The following is an 18,163-nucleotide window of genomic DNA, read 5'->3' as shown; positions in this document are numbered from 1 at the left end:
ACGATCGTGCGAGGATGCCGGTATGAGCACGACGCCCCGAGCCCGCGCAGGCAGGCCCCGGGCCACCGCCGGATCCACCCATCTGGCCCCGCGCGACGAGATCCTCGACGCCGCCGCCGCACTGTTCGTGGAGCATGGGTTCGCGGCCACGACGACCCGCGCGATCGCCGACCGCATCGGCATCCGTCAAGCGTCGCTGTACTACCACTTCGCGGGCAAGGACGACATCCTCGTCGAACTGCTCGAGCGCACGGTGCGCCCAAGCGTCGAGTTCGCAGCGAGCCTGCGCGCCGACCGCGGCCTCGCGCCCGCCGTGGCGCTGCACCGGCTCGCCGTCCGGGACGTCGAGACGCTCGTCTCCGCCCCTCACAACATCGGCATCCTCTACCTCCTGCCGGAGGCGAATCGTGATCGGTTCGACGGCTTCCGCGCCTCCCGGCGCGAGCTGCGCGATGCCTACGGAACATTCGCGTGGGATGCCGCCACCGATGCGATACGCGCTTCGTGGACCGCCGCTGAGCTCGGTGCCGCGATCATCCATCTCGTCGAGATCGTGATTCCGCTGCGCCGCGACGGCGAGTCGATCGACGCTCTTCACATCGCGGACGCGTGCCTGCGGGTCTGCGGCCTGGACGAGTCCGCGATCGCCGCCGCTCGCTGAGCCCTCTCCACGGTCGCTCGACCGTGGAAACACTGTTACACGCCTGAAACGGGGCGGCAATCGGTGTGGAACCACGGGCCTCCACACTCGAAACACGATAACTATCGCCTGACAGGTATCGGGCTCCATCGCCTGTCCGGGCACGTCCCCCACGCCGCATCCGAAAGGGCCCGACATGGCATTGACCGCACGGCAATCCTCCCTCCACCACTCCGGTGCCGACACCGATCACGGCTACACCCAGGAGCTGCATCGCGGCGTGGGGTCGTTCTCGTCCTTCGCGGCCGGCTTCTCGTTCGTCTCGATCCTCACCACCGTCTTCCAGCTGTTCGCCCTCGGTTTCGGCCTCGGGGGAGCGGCGTTCTTCTGGACATGGCCAGCCGTCTTCGTCGGCCAGCTCCTGGTGGCGCTCAACTTCGCACAGCTGTCGGCCCGCTGGCCGATCTCGGGGGCGATCTTCCACTGGTCCAGCCGCCTCGCCGGAACGGTCTTCGGCTGGATGACGGGATGGACGATGATCATCGGCCAGGTCATCACGGTCGCCGTCGCCGCGATCGCCGTACAAGCCGTTCTGCCCGCGATCTGGGACGGCTTCCAGATCGTCGGCGGCCCGGGCGCCGACCCGTCGATCGCGTCCCCGACGGGCGCTGCGAACGCGATCGTGCTCGGACTGATCATGCTGACCGCGACGACCACGGTGAACATCCTCAGCGTCCGATTGATGGCCCGCATCACCTCGTTCGGGGTCGTGATCGAGATCGTCGGCGCGATCGTGCTGATCGCGATCCTCTTCCTTCTGCCGCAGCGCGACCCGTCGATCCTCCTCACGACCGAGGGTCGCGTGGGCACCGAGCCCTACCTGTTCGCATGGCTCGCGTCGTCGCTCATGGCTGCCTACGTCCTCGTCGGCTTCGACTCGGCGAGCGAGCTCGCCGAAGAGACGCACAACCCGCGTCGCACGACGCCGCGCACGATCCTGCGGGCGCTGGCGTTCTCGGGACTCGGTGGCGCCCTGCTCATCATCGGCGCGCTGCTGGCCGCACCCAGCCTCGACGACGGGCAGCTCGCCACCTATGGACTGTCGTACGTCATCACCGCCGTCCTCGGCGATGTCGGCGGGCGTCTCATGCTGTGCACGGTCGCCGTCGCTGTCTTCGCGTGCACGCTCGCCGTGCAGACCGCGGGCGCTCGCATGATGTACTCGATGTCGCGGGAACGCGCCTTTCCCTTCCACCGCTCGATCGGCCGCGTCTCGCGCCGCACCGGCACTCCGATCACGGCATCGGTCGTCGTGGGGGTGGGCGCGGCGATCGCCCTCGTCGTGAACTTCGGTCAGCCCGCTCTGTTCACCGCGCTGTCGAGCATCGGCATCGCGATGATCTACATCGCCTACCTCGGCGTCACCGCGCCGTTGCTGATTGCACGATTCCGTCACCGTCGCACCGGCGGCCTGCCGACCGGCGTCGACGAGGGCGGCAAGCCGCTGTTCACCCTGGGGCGCTGGGGCCTGCTGCTCAACGGACTCGCGGTCGCGTTCCAGCTCGCCATGATCGTGAACCTGGTGTGGCCCCGTCCCGAGATCTACGACCTGGAGGGGAACTCGCCGCTGCTGCAGTGGAGCGCGCTCATCACGATCGGGCTGAGCCTCGCGATCGGCGGTGGCTACCTGCTGCTGCACCGCCGCGCGCGCGGCCCCATCGTTCTCGCGCATATCCCGATCACCGCCTCGACGCCCGTGAGCGTCGCCGCCGGCGAGGGGGAGGCGTAGGGGCCGAGGACCTCGGCAAGGATGCATGCGCGCCGGAGGCGCCCCGTGACAACCGGGTGCCGCCGGCGTGCGTTCTCCTGAGCCTGAGGTGATGGCGCTCAAGAGGACTCTCGTTGGTCGGGCACTCTCGTTGGTCGGGCACTCTCGTTGGTCGGGCACGGGGAGAAGTCGGCAACATCGCCGCGACGAGATCCGAGATCAGGGAGAGGACTCGTTCCTGGCCGGGCGGCCGCGCCGTTTCGGCGTCATCCCGGAATCGCGTCCAGCGCCGCTCTCACCTCGTCGAGCCACGTCCCGGAGCGCGCTCCGGCGCCCAGGGTGAGCGCGGCCGTCAGATCGGAGCGCGCCGCGTCGACGTGGCCGAGCGCGAGCTGCGCCAGGCCACGGTGCCGGTGGGCCGAGGCATGCCCGCTCTGGAACTCTGCCGACGAGCCGATCGCAAGGGCAGCGGATGCCGCGGCGACAGCATCCTCATGCTGACCGAGCTGGAGCAGGCCGTAGGCGATGACTGCGTGGGCGTTGGTCTCCGTCAGGCCGCGGATGCTGGCCGGCAGCTCGTCGCCGACGCGTGCCACGAACTCGAGAAGCTCACGGTGCTCATCGATGGCCGCTTCGGGCTCGTAGCGGCTGCGGATGCTCGCCCCGATCGCACGCGCCTGCAGCTCGCCCTCCACATCGCCGGCCGTGGCGAAGTCCTGCACCGCGGCATCCGCATATCTGTGAGCCACATCGAAATCGCGCACGTTCAGCATGCTCCAGGCGAGGTAGAAGTTCGCCCAGCCGCTCTGCTGCACGTCACTGACACGCTGCGCCGCCCGGAGGGCGGCCTCGGCGGTCGTGCGCGCCTGCGCGGGATCGAAGGTCTCGACGAGCTGCGCCCACGCCAGGTATCCCAGATGCCGCGCCTGCTGCGCGGGCTCGTCGAGCGCCACGGCCGCCGCCACGGACGCGGCGAAGACCTCCTGCCAGCGTCCCCACGCACGCCAGAGGTCCGAGAACCAGTGCAGCGAGTCGGCGACCGCCACCACCGTGAGGTGGTCCCCGCGCGATGCGGCGGCCTGGTACGCCGAGAACCAGTGCTCCGCCTCGGTGATAAGCCAGGCTCGTGCTTCGTCATTCGACGAGAACGTGAGCCGCCCGTCCACCGCCGGCGCATCGGGCGGCCTCGGCTCGAAGCGCGCGCCTGCGGTGATCGCAGTGGCGAGCAGCCAGTCACGAAGACGGCGGCGCTCCGCCGAGATGGCGTCTGACGTCTCCTCCGCCCGGAGTCGGGATGCCGCGTAGAGGCGCAGAAGGTCGTGCAGCCGGTAGCGGTCGCCGCGGAGCGTCTCGACCAGACCGAGCGCGGCGAGCCCATCGAGCAGGTCCTCCGCGTCATCCACACCGAGATCGCCGACCGCGCCCGCGAGCCGCGCGTCGAACGACGGCCCATCGACCAGCGACAGCCGGCGGAACAGCGTCTGCGAGGGCGCGGCGAGATGCTCGTACGAGAGGCCGAACGTCGATTCCATGGCGAGGTCGCCGGCCACCAGGACGCTCAGGCGGCGCTCTTCTCTGCGCAGCCGTCGCAGGAAGTCCTCGACGGTCCACGTCGGCTGGGTCGCCAGGCGGTTGCCGGCGATGCGGAGGGCGAGCGGGATGTCGTCGCAGAATCCGGCCAGCTCGTCGAGGTCGCCGGTCAGCGCCTGGTCTTCGGGGATGATCCGCTGGAGGAACGCGATGGCCTCCTGCCGCGGCAGCGGACCGATCGTGAGCCGCCGGGCCGACTCGAGTCCGGCGAGTGCGCGGCGTGACGTGACCACGACGGCGCCCTGGCCATCGGAGGTCAGCACCGGTCGGATCTGCGCTTCGTTGGCGGCATCGTCGAGCAGGATGGCGACAGTCGATGCCGCAGCCGCTGTCCGCCATGCCGCCGCGGCCTCGCCCAGCGTCTTGGGCACGTCCGGATCGCCCGTCAGCTGCCGAAGCAGCGCCTGCAGCACCTGCAACGGCGTGAGCGGCACGGCGTCGAGCCCGCCGAGATCGACGAACAGGCGGGTGGGCGTGAGCGAAGCGCACCGGTGTAGCGCCTCGATGGCGATGGAGGTCTTTCCCACTCCCGGGGCTCCGTGGAGCACCACCGGCGCCGCCAGGTCGCCTGCCGCACCGGTGGGGTCGAGCTGCGCGACGACGCTGAGGATCTCGGACTCCCGGCCCATGAAATCGGCGAGTCTGTGCGGCTCGATGTCGACCGATCGGGCGTCCGGCGCAGCCGGCATCCTCCCGGCACGAGCGGACGCGAGGAAGCGCTCGCGTTCGTCATCGCGCAGCTCGAGCGCATCGGCGAGGGCGAGCATGGTGCCTCGGCGGGGTCCGAGGCTGATGCCGCGCTCGATGTCGCTGATCGTGCGGTCGCTCACGCCCGAGCGTTCGGCGAGTCCTTCGAGCGTGAGGTCTGCGTCACGGCGGTGCTGGCGGAGCAGTTCTTGCAGAGGTACCGCTGAGTTCATCGGCGGGAGAGCAGAGGATTCGAAGCTGCGTGAAAACTTCGTGGTGCCCAGCAGGGCGATGGACTCGAATTGGACGTACTGACCACAGTCCGAGGGTCTCAGCGTTGCGCCTCTCTGCAAAATCCCCGCCGGACGGTTCTCCTATCTCGCCGCCCGGCACCACAGAGAAAGAGAGAACCATGTCGGATTCCCCCACCATCGTGCTCGTCCACGGTGCCTTCGCCGACGCCGCGAGCTGGGCCCCCGTCACGCGTCGCCTGCTCGACGACGGCTACACCGTCCTCGTGCCGCCGGTGTTCAACCGCAGCCTCTCGGGCGACTCGGCGTACCTCAAGTCGTTCGTGGAGCAGATCGACGGCCCGGTGCTGCTGGCCGGCCACTCCTATGGCGGTGCGGTGATCACAGTCGCCGGCGTCGCCGAGAACGTCGTCGGTCTGGTCTACGTATCGGGCTACGCACTGGACGAGGGCGAGAGCCTGGGGCAGCTGCAGGGCGGCTTCCCCGACTCCGAGCTTGCAGCGAACCTCGTGTACTCGCTTTATCCCGTCGACGGCGGAGAACCCGGCACCGACGTCTCGGTCAAGATCGACGCCTTCCCGCAGGTATTCGCCGCCGGTGTCGACCCCGAGTCGGCTCGCGTCCTCGCCGTCTCGCAGCGCCCGCTGTCGGCGGTCGCCTTCGGCGAGCCGGCTCCGGTCGCCGCATGGAAGACGAAGCCTTCGTGGGGCATCGTCTCGAGCGCCGACCACACCATCAACCCCGATGTCGAGCGCTTCGGCTACCAGCGCGCCGGTGTGCGCAAGGTCATCGAGATCGACGCGCCGCACCTGGTGATGCAGACGCACCCCGCCGAGGTCGTGGCCGTCATCACCGAGGCCATCGCCGAGTTGGCGTGACCCTCCACCCCACCCATCCACTCATCGCCACCGAAGGAGCACACTGATGCCGTACATCACCACCGCAGACGGAACTCAGATCTACTACACCGACCAGGGCTCGGGTCAGCCGGTCATCCTGAGCCACGGCTGGCCCCTGAGTTCTGACGCCTGGCAGGTCGAGCTGAAGCTGCTCGCCGACCACGGCTACCGTGCGATCGCACACGACCGCCGTGGTCACGGCCGGTCGTCGCAGCCCTGGCAGGGCAACGACATGGACACCTACGCGCGTGACCTCGCCGAGCTCGTCGAGCAGCTCGACCTGCACGACATCGTGCTCATCGGCCACTCCACCGGTGGCGGCGAGGTCGTGCGGTACGCCGCGCAGCACGGCGTCGGCCGGGTGGCCAAGATCGTGACGGCCGGTGCTGTGCCGCCCGTCATGGTCAAGTCCGAATCGAACCCCGACGGCACCCCGATCGAGGCCTTCGACGCCATCCGCGAGGGTGTCCTGAAGGACCGGTCGCAGTTCTACCAGGACCTCTCCGTGCCGTTCTTCGGCGCGAATCGTGAGGGCTCGAAGGTGTCGCAGGGCGCGCGGGACGACTTCTGGCGCCAGGGCATGCTCGTCGGACTCAAGGCCGCCTACGACTGCGTCGCCGCGTTCTCGGAGACCGACTTCACCGAAGACCTGAAGTCGCTCGACGTGCCGATCTTCCTCGCACACGGCGACGACGACCAGATCGTTCCGATCGCGGATGCCGCGGTCAAGAGCGCCGAGCTCGTCAAGCACGGCGAGCTGAAGGTCTACGCCGGCGCCCCGCATGGGATCGCGGGGGAGTACCAGGAACAGCTGGACGCCGACATCCTGGCGTTCCTCGCGAAGTAACGCACCCGGGTCGCGCCCGCGAGGGTGACGACGCGCGTCGCGATGCGATAGCGATGACGGATGCCGCAGCCGAGGGCTGCGGCATCCGTCATCGTCCTTCGCCCGTGATGCGAACCTGCTGGGTGATCGATCTTCGGGTGCGTGCGGTCGATTCGACCGCACGCACCTCACCGTCTCTTCGCCGCCGGTGCGGGATGCCGGCGCATTCTCGTTTACGATTTCTGCTGGGCGCGCCTATCCGGCGCGACGGGGAGACGCACCTGGAGCAGATATGTCGGTCCTGGGTACGCGCGCTGCTCTGCAGCGCAACAACGTCACCGTCTCGGGCGCCGCAGGCGGCCGCGTCATGATGTTCGCGCACGGCTTCGGGTGCAGCAAGGCGACGTGGGGTCTCGTCGCTCCGCAGTTCGAGGCCGACCACAGGGTGGTCCTGTTCGACCACGTCGGCGCTGGGGGATCGGACCTGTCGGCGTACGACGCGGGCAAGTACGACTCGCTGCATGGCTATGCGGACGACGTGCTCGAGATCCTGGACGCGTTGGATGCGACGGATGTCGTGTTCGTCGGTCACTCGGTCAGTGCGATGATCGGCGTTCTGGCGGCGAACCGCGACCCTTCCCGGTTCGGCGCACTGGTGCTCGTGGGCCCGTCACCGCGGTACGTCAACGACGGCTCCTATCGGGGCGGCTTCGAGCCCGAGGACATCGCGTCGCTGCTCGACTCCCTCGACAGCAACTATCTGGGCTGGTCGCGGACGATGGCGCCGGTCATCATGGGCAACGCGCAGCGGCCGGAACTCGGCGAGCAGCTCACGACGAGTTTCTGCAGCATCGATCCGGACATCGCAAGGCATTTCGCCCACGTCACGTTCCTCTCCGACAACCGCGCCGACCTCCCTCTGGTGACCGTTCCGACGCTGGTGATGCAGTGCACCGACGACGCCATCGCTCCCGCGGAGGTCGGCCAGTACGTGCACGCCGCGATCGAGGGCAGCACGATTTCGGTCCTCGAGGCGACCGGGCATGTGCCGATCCTGTCGTCGCCAGATGAGGTCGTCGCTCGGATTCGCGGGTATCTCGGTGACCGGAGCTAGCGAGCGCTCGTGGTTTCAGGGGGCGCCCTGCGGCCTGATCGGCACCTCGCTCGAGGGTCTGATCCTCGAGGCGAACGACACCCTGATCGGCTGGATGGGCTTCACCCGGTCGCAGATCGAAGGCCGGCCGTTCACCGCGCTGCTGGATCCGGGAAGCCAGCTGTTCTACGAGACCCGGCATGCGCAGGCGCTGCCGTTGCAAGGTCAGCTCGATGAAGTCGCACTCACCATGGTGTGCGCTGACGGCACCCGGCTGCCGGTGCTGATCAACTCCCTTCGCGACGACGCGGCCGGCATGAACCGCATTGCGGTGTTCAACGCGTCCGGCCGCATCCAGTACGAGCGGGAGCTCCTGCACGCACAGCGGGCTGCGGAGTCGTCCGAGGCGCAGGTGCGGGTCTTGCAGGAGGTGTCGCGTGCCTTCGGGGTCAGCGCCAGCGACGAAGACGTGGCGCAGTCCTTCGCGGAGGTCGCCAGAACCGCGTTCGCCGCACGAGAGGCGGGAGTGCTGCTGCTGGACGACCACGGCGAACTCACCCTGGTCGGCGGCACGAATCCGCTCGCCGGCACGGTCCCGCCGATCGTCAGCCTGCGCAACAGTCCAGAAGTCGTCGTCGTCGACCACGAAACCGCGGTCGCTCAGTACCCTCAACTCGCTGCCGCACTGCGCGAAACCCGGCTGGCCGCACTCAGCGTGATGCCCTTGATGGACGACGACCGACGATTGGGGATCCTGGTCTGCTTCTTCGGGCGTGCCCGGCAGTTCGACGACCAGTTCTTCGATCTGCAGAAGGCGCTGGGACGCCAGGCGTCGCAGACCCTGGTGCGCGTCAGACTGCAGCGCCAGCTGGCATTCCTGGCGCTGCACGACCAGCTCACGGGCGTGGCCAACCGTCAGCTCCTCGAGCAGAGTCTGGAGGCCGCACTCGAAGCCGCAGCCGCGCGCGACGAACCACTTGCCGTGCTGTTTCTCGATGTGGACGAGTTCAAGTCGATCAACGACCGATTCGGTCACGCGGTCGGAGACATGGTGCTCGTGGAGTTGGCTGTCAGGCTGAGCGCCGGAGTGCGCTCCGAGGACGTCGTGGGCCGCATCGGCGGCGACGAGTTCGTCGCCATCTGCGCGAACGCCGATGAGGCCGCCGCGACGGCCATCGCAGAGCGGATCCTCCACCTCACCCAGGAGCCCATCACGATGGAGGCGGGGCTGGTCTCGGCATCCGTCAGTGTGGGCATCTCGATGTTCCTCCCCGGGGCGCATCCCCGCCCCGCACCCGAGCAGCTGCTCGTCCGTGCAGACCGGGCGATGTACGAATCCAAACGCGCCGGCAAGAACCGCGCCACCTTCGAGACGCCGCCCCTCACGACGTGATCGAACACGGATGCCGGCGATGGGGTTCCGGTCGTGGTTCAAAGACCGCGCTGGTGGAAGCCGGCTGGAGCGCATGACAATCCACGACATGCGCCACACCGCCGCTTCGCTCGCGATCAGTTCGGGCGCGGTGTACAGGAGCTCGGAGATTCGCCTAGGATCGATACTGACTACATACTCAGTATTGGAGATCCAGGTGGCCGTCCTACATTGCGCGTTCCGGTCCGAAGTCCTCGAACTCAGTACTTCGCTCACAGCCATCGTCCCGGAGCGGGTGGCGGCTCGCGGAACTCTCTATCTGCTTCACGGGCTGAGTGACGATGACTCGATGTGGGTCCGCCAGACAAGCATCGAGCGGTACGCCACAGCGCGCGGGCTCGCTGTTGTGATGCCGCAGGTGCACCGCTCGTATTACAGCGACGAGGTGCACGGTGGTGCGTACTGGAGCTTTCTCTCGGACGAGCTTCCTCGCGTCGTGGAGTCAGTCTTCAAAGTCCCGTCCAGCCGCGACCGGTCCTTCGTGGCCGGACTGTCCATGGGTGGCTATGGCGCGATGAAATGGGCGCTGAGGCATCCCGAGCGCTTTGCCGCAGCAGCAAGCCTGTCTGGCGCGCTTGGGCTTGCCGCACGCACTCGCCCGGGGCCAGGAAGCCTCGATGCAGGTCTCTGGGATCGCATCTTCGATAACCGGTCGATCGTTGGCGGTGCCGATGATGTCTTGGCACTGCTGCAGCCCGTCGCCGACATGCGGGACGCCCCGGCTTTGTATGTTTGCTGCGGGGTCGATGATCCGCTGTTCCACGAGAACGAGACGTTTGTGCGCGTGTCGCACGAGATGCAGATCCCGGTTCGGGTCGAGTTCGGACCAGGGGCACACACCTGGGATTACTGGGATCGCGAGATCGAGAAGGTCATTGCTTGGCTCCCCGTGCCGTGACGGAATCAGTCTCTTTGACCTAGCGCCAGCTTCTGGTTAGCGGCCCACTGGGTCGCTGCCTGGGCCACGGGAGCCGTGGGGTTGAGCAACCAGGCTGTCTCCAGTCCATTGATGAAGGCGAGGATCTCGATCGCTTTGAGCCGCGGGTCGATCTCGCGGCGAATCGCACCGGCGTCCTGCGCCGAGCCCACGATTTGCGTCAGCTCGTCTACGGTTCGTTCATAGTGCGAGTGCAGTCGCGGCCGGAGAGCGCCGTCGTTGCCGATATTTTCGGCGATCAGCACCGAATGCATCCCGACCGCATCCGGCCGCGAGCTCCACTGATGGACTGCTGCCGCGATGGCGTCGAAGATCCCGAGCCCAATCCCGGCGTCGCGATACGCGGGACGCTCGAGTTCGTCCCGACGGTCGAGAGCCGCGTTGAGGAGCTCTTCCTTGGATGTGAAGTGGTACATCACCGCTGCTTGGGAGACGCCCGCCTCGGCAGCGATCTGCGCCAGGGTCGTTCCTCTCGATCCGTTCCGAGCAACCAACCGCATGGTCGCGTCCACCAGCCGCTCCCGGCTGGCGCGGCCCTTGGCATACGTGCCGCCGGCCTTCGTGCGCGTAGTAGACATCAATCCTCCAAGAGTGGTGCGAACAGTTTACTGTTCAGTCAGTTTTGTGCGATACTGACTGGCGAGTCAGCTTTTGTGCGACTCCGGTTCAAGGGAGAGGCGATCATCAACAGCATCCATGCAGGCGGAAGGCATCGAGGACTTCGCGTCACCGCCGCAGCATCCCTTCTCGCAGTGCTCCTCGCAGGATGCGCTGCGCCGGGCGGAACCACTCCGGCCCAAACAGCGGTTCCGGTGAGCACCGAGCTCGGTTCCTCGCCTGTGACGATCACCGCGAGAGTGAATGAAGATCAATCGGTGCTTTGGGAAGCTCTCGCCGAGGGATTTGAATCGGAGAACCCCTCGGTGACGGTGGAGCTTGAGACGGAGGCGTTCGCTACGCTGCAGCAGAACGCCCCCCGGTACCTGGCGGCGCAGAACACACCGGATCTGCTTCGGCTCGCCGCTCCGGGTGACGCCGTCAAGAACAGTCTGCTGCTGAACCTGGACGAGTATTCGGAGGCTTACGGATGGGACGAGTTCCCCCAGTCCCAGCTCGAGCAGTGGACCATCGATGGTGATGGGCGAGTCCGGGGCGAGGGTTCGCTCTACGCGATGGGCGTCGGGTATGGGCTGGTCGGGGTCTACTACAACAAGGACAAGTTCGAGGCCCTCGGCATTGACGAACCTCCCGCCACCCTGGAGGAATTCGAATCGATGCTTGCACAAGCGTCCGCGGCGGGGATCACCCCGCTCATCGGCAACGTGAGCTACCTGTTCCAAGGGGTCGCACAGTCATTGGGCGCCGCGGAGACGATTTCGTCTTGGGTCTTCAATCAGCCTGGGGCGAGCATCGACACCGCGGACACGATCGACGCCGCGGCAAAGGTTCAGAGCTGGGTGGAGGCGGGGTACTTTCCACGTGACTTCGGCTCCGCGGACCCGAATCTCGACTTCGGTCGTTTCACCAGCGGCGAGAGCCTGTTCTTCCATAACGGGAGCTGGTTCGCCGCGGGACTGGACGCCACCGCGCCCGGGGCATTCGGCTTCTTCCTCTTCCCGCCGGCGGCGCTTCAGGACGGCTACCAAACGATGGCCGCCCCGAACGCGGTGGTGATTCCCGCGAACGCGAAACACCCCAACGAGGCAGCGGCCTTCCTCAACTGGGTGAACGGCGAGAGCGCCCGAGAGATACTTGCCAGCGTCGGCGGGCTCGTGGGTGGAGGGAGTGCCGACATGCCCGCGCCACCGACCGAGCCCGGAACGGTGTTCGCCGAAACCGTGGCGGCATTCGATGCTGTCACGGCGGATGACGGAATCATTGATTTCCTCGCGAATGCGACCGCCGGGATGGCGAGCGCCACACTCGATCCTCAGGGAGACCTCCTCATCGCAGGCCAAGTCACACCACAGGAATACGTCGCGAGACTTCAGGCTGACTACCTGGTCGCGGTCGAGCAGTAAGTAGAGGAGCACGCTGTAGTGGCCGACCGAACGGCTGGGAAGACGTCAAGGCGTCTTCCCAGCATCCTCCTTGCCTACCTGTGGATCGCGCCTGCCGCGATCATGTACTGCATCTTCGCCGTCTACCCCCTGACGCAGACCATCCGCTACTCGTTCTACGACTGGGATGGCATCGGCCTCGCTTCGTGGGTCGGATTGGACAATTACCACAGCGTTCTCACCGATCAGCAGCTCTACGGATCGCTGGTGAACACGCTTACGCTCATCCTGTTCATCTGCGTCGTTCCTGTAGCCCTTGGGCTCATCGCCGCCTCGGCAGCACGCCTAGTCAGATCCGCGGGTTTCGCCGCGGCTGCCCGCGCTGTCTTGTTCCTCCCGCAGATCGTGCCTCTCGCGGCCGCGGCCGTTGCCTGGACCTGGATGTACGCCGACGCCGGCCCCATCAATCAGCTGCTCAGATCCGTGGGGCTCGGTGGCCTTACTCGACCGTGGCTGGGCGACTTCTCGACGGCGCTACCAGCCGTCGGAATCATCGGATCGTGGGTGATGATCGGATTCTGCACCGTGGTGCTGACAGCAGGCATAGGGCGCATCGACGCATCGCTCTATGAAGCGGCACGCCTCGACGGGGCGAATGCTCTCCAGGAGTTCTTTGCAGTGACGCTCCCGGGCTTGCGCCACGAGATCGTTGTGTGCGTCACTGTCACGCTGATCGCCGCCATCGCGAGCTTCGACCTGATCTACATGACCACACAGGGTGGGCCGGGGTATTCAACCATGGTGCCAGGGGTCCAGGTCGTTCGTTTGGCCTTCACCGAGAACAGAGTCGGACTCGCCTCTGCCCTGGCCGTCGTCTTGCTCGTGATCATCCTCGCCATCGTTCTGCCCGTGCAACGGCTCAACCGCGAGGGAAGTGTGCGATGAGAGATCGGGGGCAGCAACTGGGCGGGTCCATCACCCTCGTCCTGCTCATGGCGGTGACGCTGTTGCCGTTCGTCGCGATGCTGATCACCGCACTTCACGAACCAGGGAGCCCTCCGACCGGCCTGTCCCTCCCGACCACAGCTCACTGGGAGAATTTCGCCGCAGCGTTCGAGGCCACCAACTTCCTCCAACTCGCAGCATCGAGCTCGTTCATCGTTCTAGGAGTTGTGCCGGCCGCCCTCCTGTTCTCCTCACTGGCAGGGTTTGCGCTGGGTTACCTTCGCCCAAAGGGGCGACGTGCCGTCTACGTGGCATTCCTGTTCGGCTTGACGATCCCTTTCGAGTCCGCGGTGATCCCGCTCTACTACCAGGCTGCAGAGTTGGGGACGCTGAACACGCAATGGGCCCTGATCCTGCCGTTGGTAGGCCTAGCGATGCCGTTCGGTGTGTTCTGGATGACCGGACACTTCCGGTCGGTCCCGCTCGAGTTATCAGAAGCCGCGCGGATGGATGGCGCCTCGACGTTGCAGTTGTTTCGGCACATACACCTTCCACTCGCCGTGCCTGCGCTCGTGACGTTGGGCATCCTGCTGTTCCTGAACACGTGGAACCACTTCATCCTCGCCATCGTCCTCATCGATGACCCAGCGAAGCGAACCATGGCGGGCGCCTTGGGAGCGTTCCAGGGCCAGTACCAAACCGACATCGTGCTGCTCTGTGCCGCCGCCATCCTGCTCATGGCTCCAACTCTCATCATCTTTCTGCTGCTTCAGCGTCACTTCGTGAAGGCGGTTCTCGCGGGCGCGATCAAAGGTTGACCGCAGGAACAGCCCCGAGGCACGAAGGGTCCACCGTTGAACGGCGCCGAGGCGCGAAGGGTCCACCGTTGGATGGGCGCCCGATCGAACTCGAGAGAGCAGAGGTATGCGGTGTACCAAATCGAGGCCCACTCTTACTTCCAGCAGAAGCAGCTGTAGACGCTCGACCGAGAATGCGGCATTCTCGCGAGGCGTGATCCGGCGATCGTCGGAACACATCCATCCACGAACCCAGCCGACGCATCTCCGATGAGCCCGGTACTGGGCACCATCGGTCACGACCTCACCGGTGACGAGCTCGCACAAGTCGACACTCTCGAGACCAACAAGCGTGGCGGTCCCCAGACCCGAAGCGATCACCCCTCGAGACCGTCGGCCCCGTCATACCCGAGGGGTCGGGCGCCGGCACCAGCACGCGCAGCCGTTGCTGTTGCGGATCCTTCACCGGGCGATCCGTCTATCTCTCGTCCCAACACATCCTCATGTATGGACGATGTGCCGACCGAGATAATGGCGCAATGCCTGCCGCTGTTATCGAAGTGCGTCGCCAGTACACCGTCGATGAGGAGATCGCGATCATCGACGCAGTCCACCGCGCTCTCGTCGATGCCTTCCGCATTCCACCGGAGGACCGCAACATTCGACTGATCGTCCACGAACCGCACCGCTTCGGATGCTCCCCGGAGCTTGCCCATCCGGAGTATCGGACGATCGTCACCATCGACTGCTTCGTCGGCCGTTCGTTGGATGCGAAGCGGCGGCTCTATGCAGACATCGTCGAAAGGTTGGCGGTGTTTGGCATACCCGGTGACCACGTGTCGACCATCCTGCACGAGATCGATCGAGACAACTGGGGGCTCGGTGGTGGCCGGGCCGCCAGTGACGTCGAGCTCGGTTTCACCGTGGAAGTTTGAGACCGCCTCGATCCCTCTGCGGGTGCCAAGCTCGAAAAAGTGTGGGCAGAACGCGCATCTCGCCGCGAGGTTACTATCGCGAAAGACGCCTTGAACAGGCATTTATCCGCAGTATTCGTGGACGCGACGGCGGGAGTCGAACCCGCAACGCACCCGGGTATGAACCGGTGCCCGGGACCGCCCGGATCGCCGCGATGATCCCACGCTAGACGGTGTGCGCGTGGATCGCCTATGGGTTTCTGAGCGTTTCCGGCGATGACGAGATGTGACGACGGACGCCGCATCTCGAGAAATCTTCGCGCCACCTGCATCCGAAACCCTCCTCCTGCAGGAACAACTCTTCAACACGCGGCGACCGGCCGCTCGAAGAAGGAGGAACACTGTGCGAAAGAAGGTTCTCGCGGGAATCGCCGCCGGCATTGTCGCCGCACTCAGTGTGGGCATCCCCGCAAACGCGGCCACGAACAGCAACGCCGTGCTCTCGGTACTGCACGGCATACCCGACACGCCTGTCGACGTCTACGTCAACGGCGCACTCACGCTCGACGACTTCCAGCCGGGTGACCTGGCTGGGCCGCTGGATCTGCCCGCGGGCGCCTACGAGGTCGCGCTGACGGCGACCGACGCCACCGATGCCAGTTCGCCCGTGCTCGGACCGGTGACGCTCACGCTCGAGGCCGGCAAGAACTACACGGCGGTCGCGCACCTCAACGAATCCGGCTCGCCGACGGTGACTCCGTACGCCAACGACACGTCGCCCACGGCGGCGGGGGAGGGACGCCTCACGGTTCGGCACGTTGCGGCTGCACCTGCGGTGGACGTGCTCGCGGGCGGAACGGCCGTGATCGAAGGGCTCGCCAACCCCGATGAGGCATCACTGAATCTGCCCGCCGGCACGATCGAGGCCTCCGTGGCCGCGGCCGGAACGACCGATCCCGTTATCGGACCGGCGCCCGTCGACGTGCAAGAGGGCGTGCTCACCATCGCCTACGCGTGGGGCAGCCTCGAGGACGAGAACCTCGCGCTCGCCGTGCAGACCGTCACGGGCCTGCACTCGGCGCCGGACGGCGTGAACTCCGGAACGGGTGGCCAGCTCGCGCAGCGCGACATGTTCCAGCAGTCGATGTGGGCGATCGGTGGTCTCGTCGTCGCGGCGGCGGTCGCGGCATCCGCTCTCGTCCTCGTACGCAGCCGGGCACAGCGCTGAAGTCCCGAGACATGAGCAGGGCGGTCGCAGGAGTCGGAGCATCTCTTGCGATCGCCCTTGCGCTGACGGCGTGCGGCTCACCCCCAGGGGCCGCCCCGTCAGCGCCGGCACCATCTGCGACGGCGACGGCGACGGCACGTCCGACGCCCGCCGTCGAGGTGCCGATCGCGGCGGCCACCCCCGCTCCGGCACGGCTGCCAGTGCCGCCGGTCAGGGTGGTCGCCGCCTCTATCGACGTCGACGTACCGGTGGTTCCGGTCGGCGTGGAGGCCGGGGGCTTCATGGAACTGCCGGCCGATCCGGCGATCGGCGGGTGGTACCGCTTCGGATCCGACCCGGCGGCATCCGACGGCAATGTCGTGATCTCGGCCCACGTCGACTCGCCGCAGTACCCGATCGGCCCGTTCAGCCGGCTGCGGGACCTCCCTGCGGGGGAGGTCGTGGAGGTGACGGATGCCGCAGGCGATGTGCGCAGGTACCAGGTGCAGAGCGTCACGTACTACCCGAAGGCGGACCTGCCGGTCGACCAGCTGTTCGCCCGATCGGGCAGCCGAACCCTCGTGCTGATCACGTGCGGCGGGCAGTTCGACTCCCGCACCGGGCGGTACGCCGATAACGTGGTCGCAATCGCGACCCCGATCACGTGAGCCGGCGATGGCGCCGGACGACCAGAGGGGAACCATCGTGGACGACGAGGAAGAGCGCGAGCTGTGCGGCCGTTTCGCCGCCGGTGACGAGCGCGCCCTCGAGCAGATCTACCGACGATGGTCGCCGATCGTGTTCACCCTCGCGCTGCGGGTGCTCGGCGACAGAGGGGATGCGGAGGACGTGACACAGAAGACGTTCGTCTCGGCGTGGACCTCGCGGGCGTCGTACGACCCCGCCAAGGGTCGGCTGTCGACGTGGCTGATCACGATCACCCGCCGCCGCATCGCCGACACCCTGGAGGCGCGCCGGCGCGTGCGCGAGCTGCAGGAGAAGCTGCAGCGGTTCGCCGTGACAGACGAGTCGATCTCGTCCGACATCGACCTCGGAGACCGGCTGCTGCTCGCCGACGAGATCGACCACCTCGAGCCCGACGCGCAGCGCGTAGTGCGACTCGCGTTCTACGACGACCTCACCCACCAGCAGATCGCGACGCGCCTGGACATGCCGCTGGGTACCGTGAAGAGTCACATCCGCCGAAGTCTCACCCGCTTGCGTGACCGATTGGAGGTGTCCCATGCCGCACCTTGACCCCGAGCGTTTCGCGCTGGTCGCCGTCGGAGAAGCGGTGACGGATGCCGAGCAGGAACACCTCGCGACGTGCGACGCCTGCGCCATCGAGCTCGCAGGTCTCGAGCACACCGTGGCAGTCGGCCGGTCCACCGTGAGTCTGGGTGAGCTCGAGACGCCGCCCGAGCGCGTCTGGGATCGCATCCTCGATGAGGTCAGGTCGCAGTCCGCGGCGGCATCCGACGCGAGCACCGCGGCTAGCGCCGCCGCGCCCGCTCCCGCGGCCGCGCCCGCTCCCGCCGCCGCTCCCGCGGTGGCTCCGGTGCCGGTCGAGAACGAGCAGCCGGAGAGGCCCCGGACGCGACGAGGCGGACGGATGCTTTTCACCCTGGCGGCGAGCATCGCCGCCGTCCTGGCGATCGTCGGCGTATGGAACCTCGTCAGAGCGCCGCAGTCGGTCGAGATCGCGTCGGCGACGCTCGCCGCGTTCCCCGATCACCCCGGTGCCACCGGTACGGCGCAGGTGACGGAGCTCTCCGACGGAGAGCGCACGCTGACCGTGAGCCTCGACGACTCCGACGACGGCGACGGGTTCCGGGAGGTCTGGCTCATCACGGAGGACGCCTCAGCACTGGTGAGTCTCGGCGAGCTCGACGGGAGGAAGGGCACCTTCGTCGTCCCTGCTGACGTCGACCTGCGCGACTACGTGCTCGTCGACGTCTCGCAGGAGCCGCTCGACGGCGATCCCACCCACTCCGGCGACTCGATCGTGCGCGGGCAGCTCGACTTCAGCTGACCGGCGGCGCTCTGTGCCCGGGCGCTCTGTCCCGGGCGCTCTGTGCCCGGGCGCTCTGTCCCGGGCGCTCTGTCCCCGGCGCTCTGTGCCCGGGCGCGGTCATGTCTGAAACCAAGTCGTCGCCCCTGCATCCGTTTCGGCTGCT

At 67.0% G+C, this 18,163-nt stretch carries 17 protein-coding genes and 1 tRNA gene; 15 read left to right on the top strand and 3 right to left on the bottom strand.

Going from position 1 to position 18,163, the window contains the following annotated elements; genetic code table 11:
* The first annotated feature begins 22 nt into the window (after positions 1–22).
* Both MRBLMI12_RS20990 and MRBLMI12_RS20985 read left to right on the top strand, forming a co-directional pair.
* Entirely contained in the window at positions 23–661 is a 639-nt protein-coding gene (locus tag MRBLMI12_RS20990; protein WP_363358106.1) for a TetR/AcrR family transcriptional regulator, read from the top strand.
* Between the two features lie 175 nt (positions 662–836).
* Complete coding sequence (locus MRBLMI12_RS20985; RefSeq protein ID WP_363358105.1) at positions 837–2,429, top strand: APC family permease; 1,593 nt, start codon at positions 837–839, stop codon at positions 2,427–2,429.
* A 245-nt stretch (positions 2,430–2,674) separates the two neighbouring features.
* On the opposite strand, the gene MRBLMI12_RS20980 is transcribed toward MRBLMI12_RS20985, so the two are convergent.
* Positions 2,675–4,918: a helix-turn-helix transcriptional regulator gene (locus tag MRBLMI12_RS20980; protein WP_363358104.1), complete on the bottom strand. Its 2,244-nt coding sequence runs from the start codon at positions 4,916–4,918 to the stop codon at positions 2,675–2,677.
* 179 nt (positions 4,919–5,097) lie between these two features.
* On the opposite strand from MRBLMI12_RS20980, the gene MRBLMI12_RS20975 reads away from it, so the two are divergent.
* The 5 genes from MRBLMI12_RS20975 (at position 5,098) to MRBLMI12_RS20955 (ending at position 10,084) form a co-directional block, all read left to right on the top strand.
* Positions 5,098–5,814, top strand: coding sequence for an alpha/beta fold hydrolase (locus tag MRBLMI12_RS20975; protein ID WP_363358103.1), 717 nt, complete (start codon positions 5,098–5,100; stop codon positions 5,812–5,814).
* Between the two features lie 46 nt (positions 5,815–5,860).
* Positions 5,861–6,682 carry an alpha/beta fold hydrolase gene (locus MRBLMI12_RS20970; protein WP_363358102.1) on the top strand — a complete coding sequence of 274 codons (822 nt, stop codon included), beginning with the start codon at positions 5,861–5,863 and terminating at the stop codon, positions 6,680–6,682.
* 271 nt (positions 6,683–6,953) lie between these two features.
* The gene (locus tag MRBLMI12_RS20965) at positions 6,954–7,775 is read left to right on the top strand and encodes an alpha/beta fold hydrolase (RefSeq protein ID WP_363358101.1); all 822 of its coding nucleotides are present in this window, start codon (positions 6,954–6,956) and stop codon (positions 7,773–7,775) included.
* Complete coding sequence (locus MRBLMI12_RS20960) at positions 7,762–9,147, top strand: sensor domain-containing protein (protein ID WP_363358100.1); 1,386 nt, start codon at positions 7,762–7,764, stop codon at positions 9,145–9,147. Before MRBLMI12_RS20965 ends, MRBLMI12_RS20960 begins: the two co-directional genes overlap by 14 nt.
* A gap of 88 nt (positions 9,148–9,235) precedes the next feature.
* Entirely contained in the window at positions 9,236–10,084 is an 849-nt protein-coding gene (locus MRBLMI12_RS20955; RefSeq protein ID WP_363358099.1) for an alpha/beta hydrolase, read from the top strand.
* 5 nt (positions 10,085–10,089) lie between these two features.
* Here the strand turns inward: MRBLMI12_RS20955 and MRBLMI12_RS20950 are convergent, their stop codons facing one another.
* Positions 10,090–10,701, bottom strand: coding sequence for a TetR/AcrR family transcriptional regulator (locus MRBLMI12_RS20950; RefSeq protein WP_363358098.1), 612 nt, complete (start codon positions 10,699–10,701; stop codon positions 10,090–10,092).
* 234 nt (positions 10,702–10,935) lie between these two features.
* On the opposite strand from MRBLMI12_RS20950, the gene MRBLMI12_RS20945 reads away from it, so the two are divergent.
* The 4 genes from MRBLMI12_RS20945 (at position 10,936) to MRBLMI12_RS20930 (ending at position 14,800) form a co-directional block, all read left to right on the top strand.
* Entirely contained in the window at positions 10,936–12,144 is a 1,209-nt protein-coding gene (locus MRBLMI12_RS20945; RefSeq protein ID WP_363358097.1) for an ABC transporter substrate-binding protein, read from the top strand.
* Between the two features lie 18 nt (positions 12,145–12,162).
* Positions 12,163–13,068: a carbohydrate ABC transporter permease gene (locus tag MRBLMI12_RS20940; protein ID WP_363358096.1), complete on the top strand. Its 906-nt coding sequence runs from the start codon at positions 12,163–12,165 to the stop codon at positions 13,066–13,068.
* A 47-nt stretch (positions 13,069–13,115) separates the two neighbouring features.
* Positions 13,116–13,886: a carbohydrate ABC transporter permease gene (locus MRBLMI12_RS20935; protein ID WP_363358095.1), complete on the top strand. Its 771-nt coding sequence runs from the start codon at positions 13,116–13,118 to the stop codon at positions 13,884–13,886.
* Between the two features lie 518 nt (positions 13,887–14,404).
* Positions 14,405–14,800 (top strand): tautomerase family protein, encoded by a 396-nt coding sequence (locus MRBLMI12_RS20930; RefSeq protein WP_363358094.1) that lies wholly within the window; start codon positions 14,405–14,407, stop codon positions 14,798–14,800.
* A 118-nt stretch (positions 14,801–14,918) separates the two neighbouring features.
* On the opposite strand, the gene MRBLMI12_RS20925 is transcribed toward MRBLMI12_RS20930, so the two are convergent.
* Positions 14,919–14,994: transfer RNA gene (locus tag MRBLMI12_RS20925), tRNA-Met, on the bottom strand.
* Positions 14,995–15,182: 188 nt separating this feature from the next.
* On the opposite strand from MRBLMI12_RS20925, the gene MRBLMI12_RS20920 reads away from it, so the two are divergent.
* The 4 genes from MRBLMI12_RS20920 to MRBLMI12_RS20905 are packed head-to-tail and all read left to right on the top strand — an operon-like array spanning position 15,183 to position 18,018.
* Entirely contained in the window at positions 15,183–16,007 is an 825-nt protein-coding gene (locus MRBLMI12_RS20920) for a DUF4397 domain-containing protein (RefSeq protein ID WP_363358093.1), read from the top strand.
* An 11-nt stretch (positions 16,008–16,018) separates the two neighbouring features.
* Complete coding sequence (locus tag MRBLMI12_RS20915; RefSeq protein WP_363358092.1) at positions 16,019–16,654, top strand: class F sortase; 636 nt, start codon at positions 16,019–16,021, stop codon at positions 16,652–16,654.
* Between the two features lie 37 nt (positions 16,655–16,691).
* A complete protein-coding gene (locus tag MRBLMI12_RS20910) occupies positions 16,692–17,243 on the top strand; it encodes an RNA polymerase sigma factor (protein ID WP_349426578.1) in 552 nt (183 codons plus the stop codon).
* Entirely contained in the window at positions 17,230–18,018 is a 789-nt protein-coding gene (locus MRBLMI12_RS20905) for an anti-sigma factor (RefSeq protein ID WP_363358091.1), read from the top strand. Before MRBLMI12_RS20910 ends, MRBLMI12_RS20905 begins: the two co-directional genes overlap by 14 nt.
* The last annotated feature ends 145 nt before the right edge of the window (positions 18,019–18,163 follow it).

The sequence above is a fragment of the Microbacterium sp. LMI12-1-1.1 genome, assembly GCF_040676455.1.
Lineage (GTDB): Bacteria > Actinomycetota > Actinomycetes > Actinomycetales > Microbacteriaceae > Microbacterium.
This window is presented reverse-complemented; position numbering and strand designations above follow the sequence as displayed.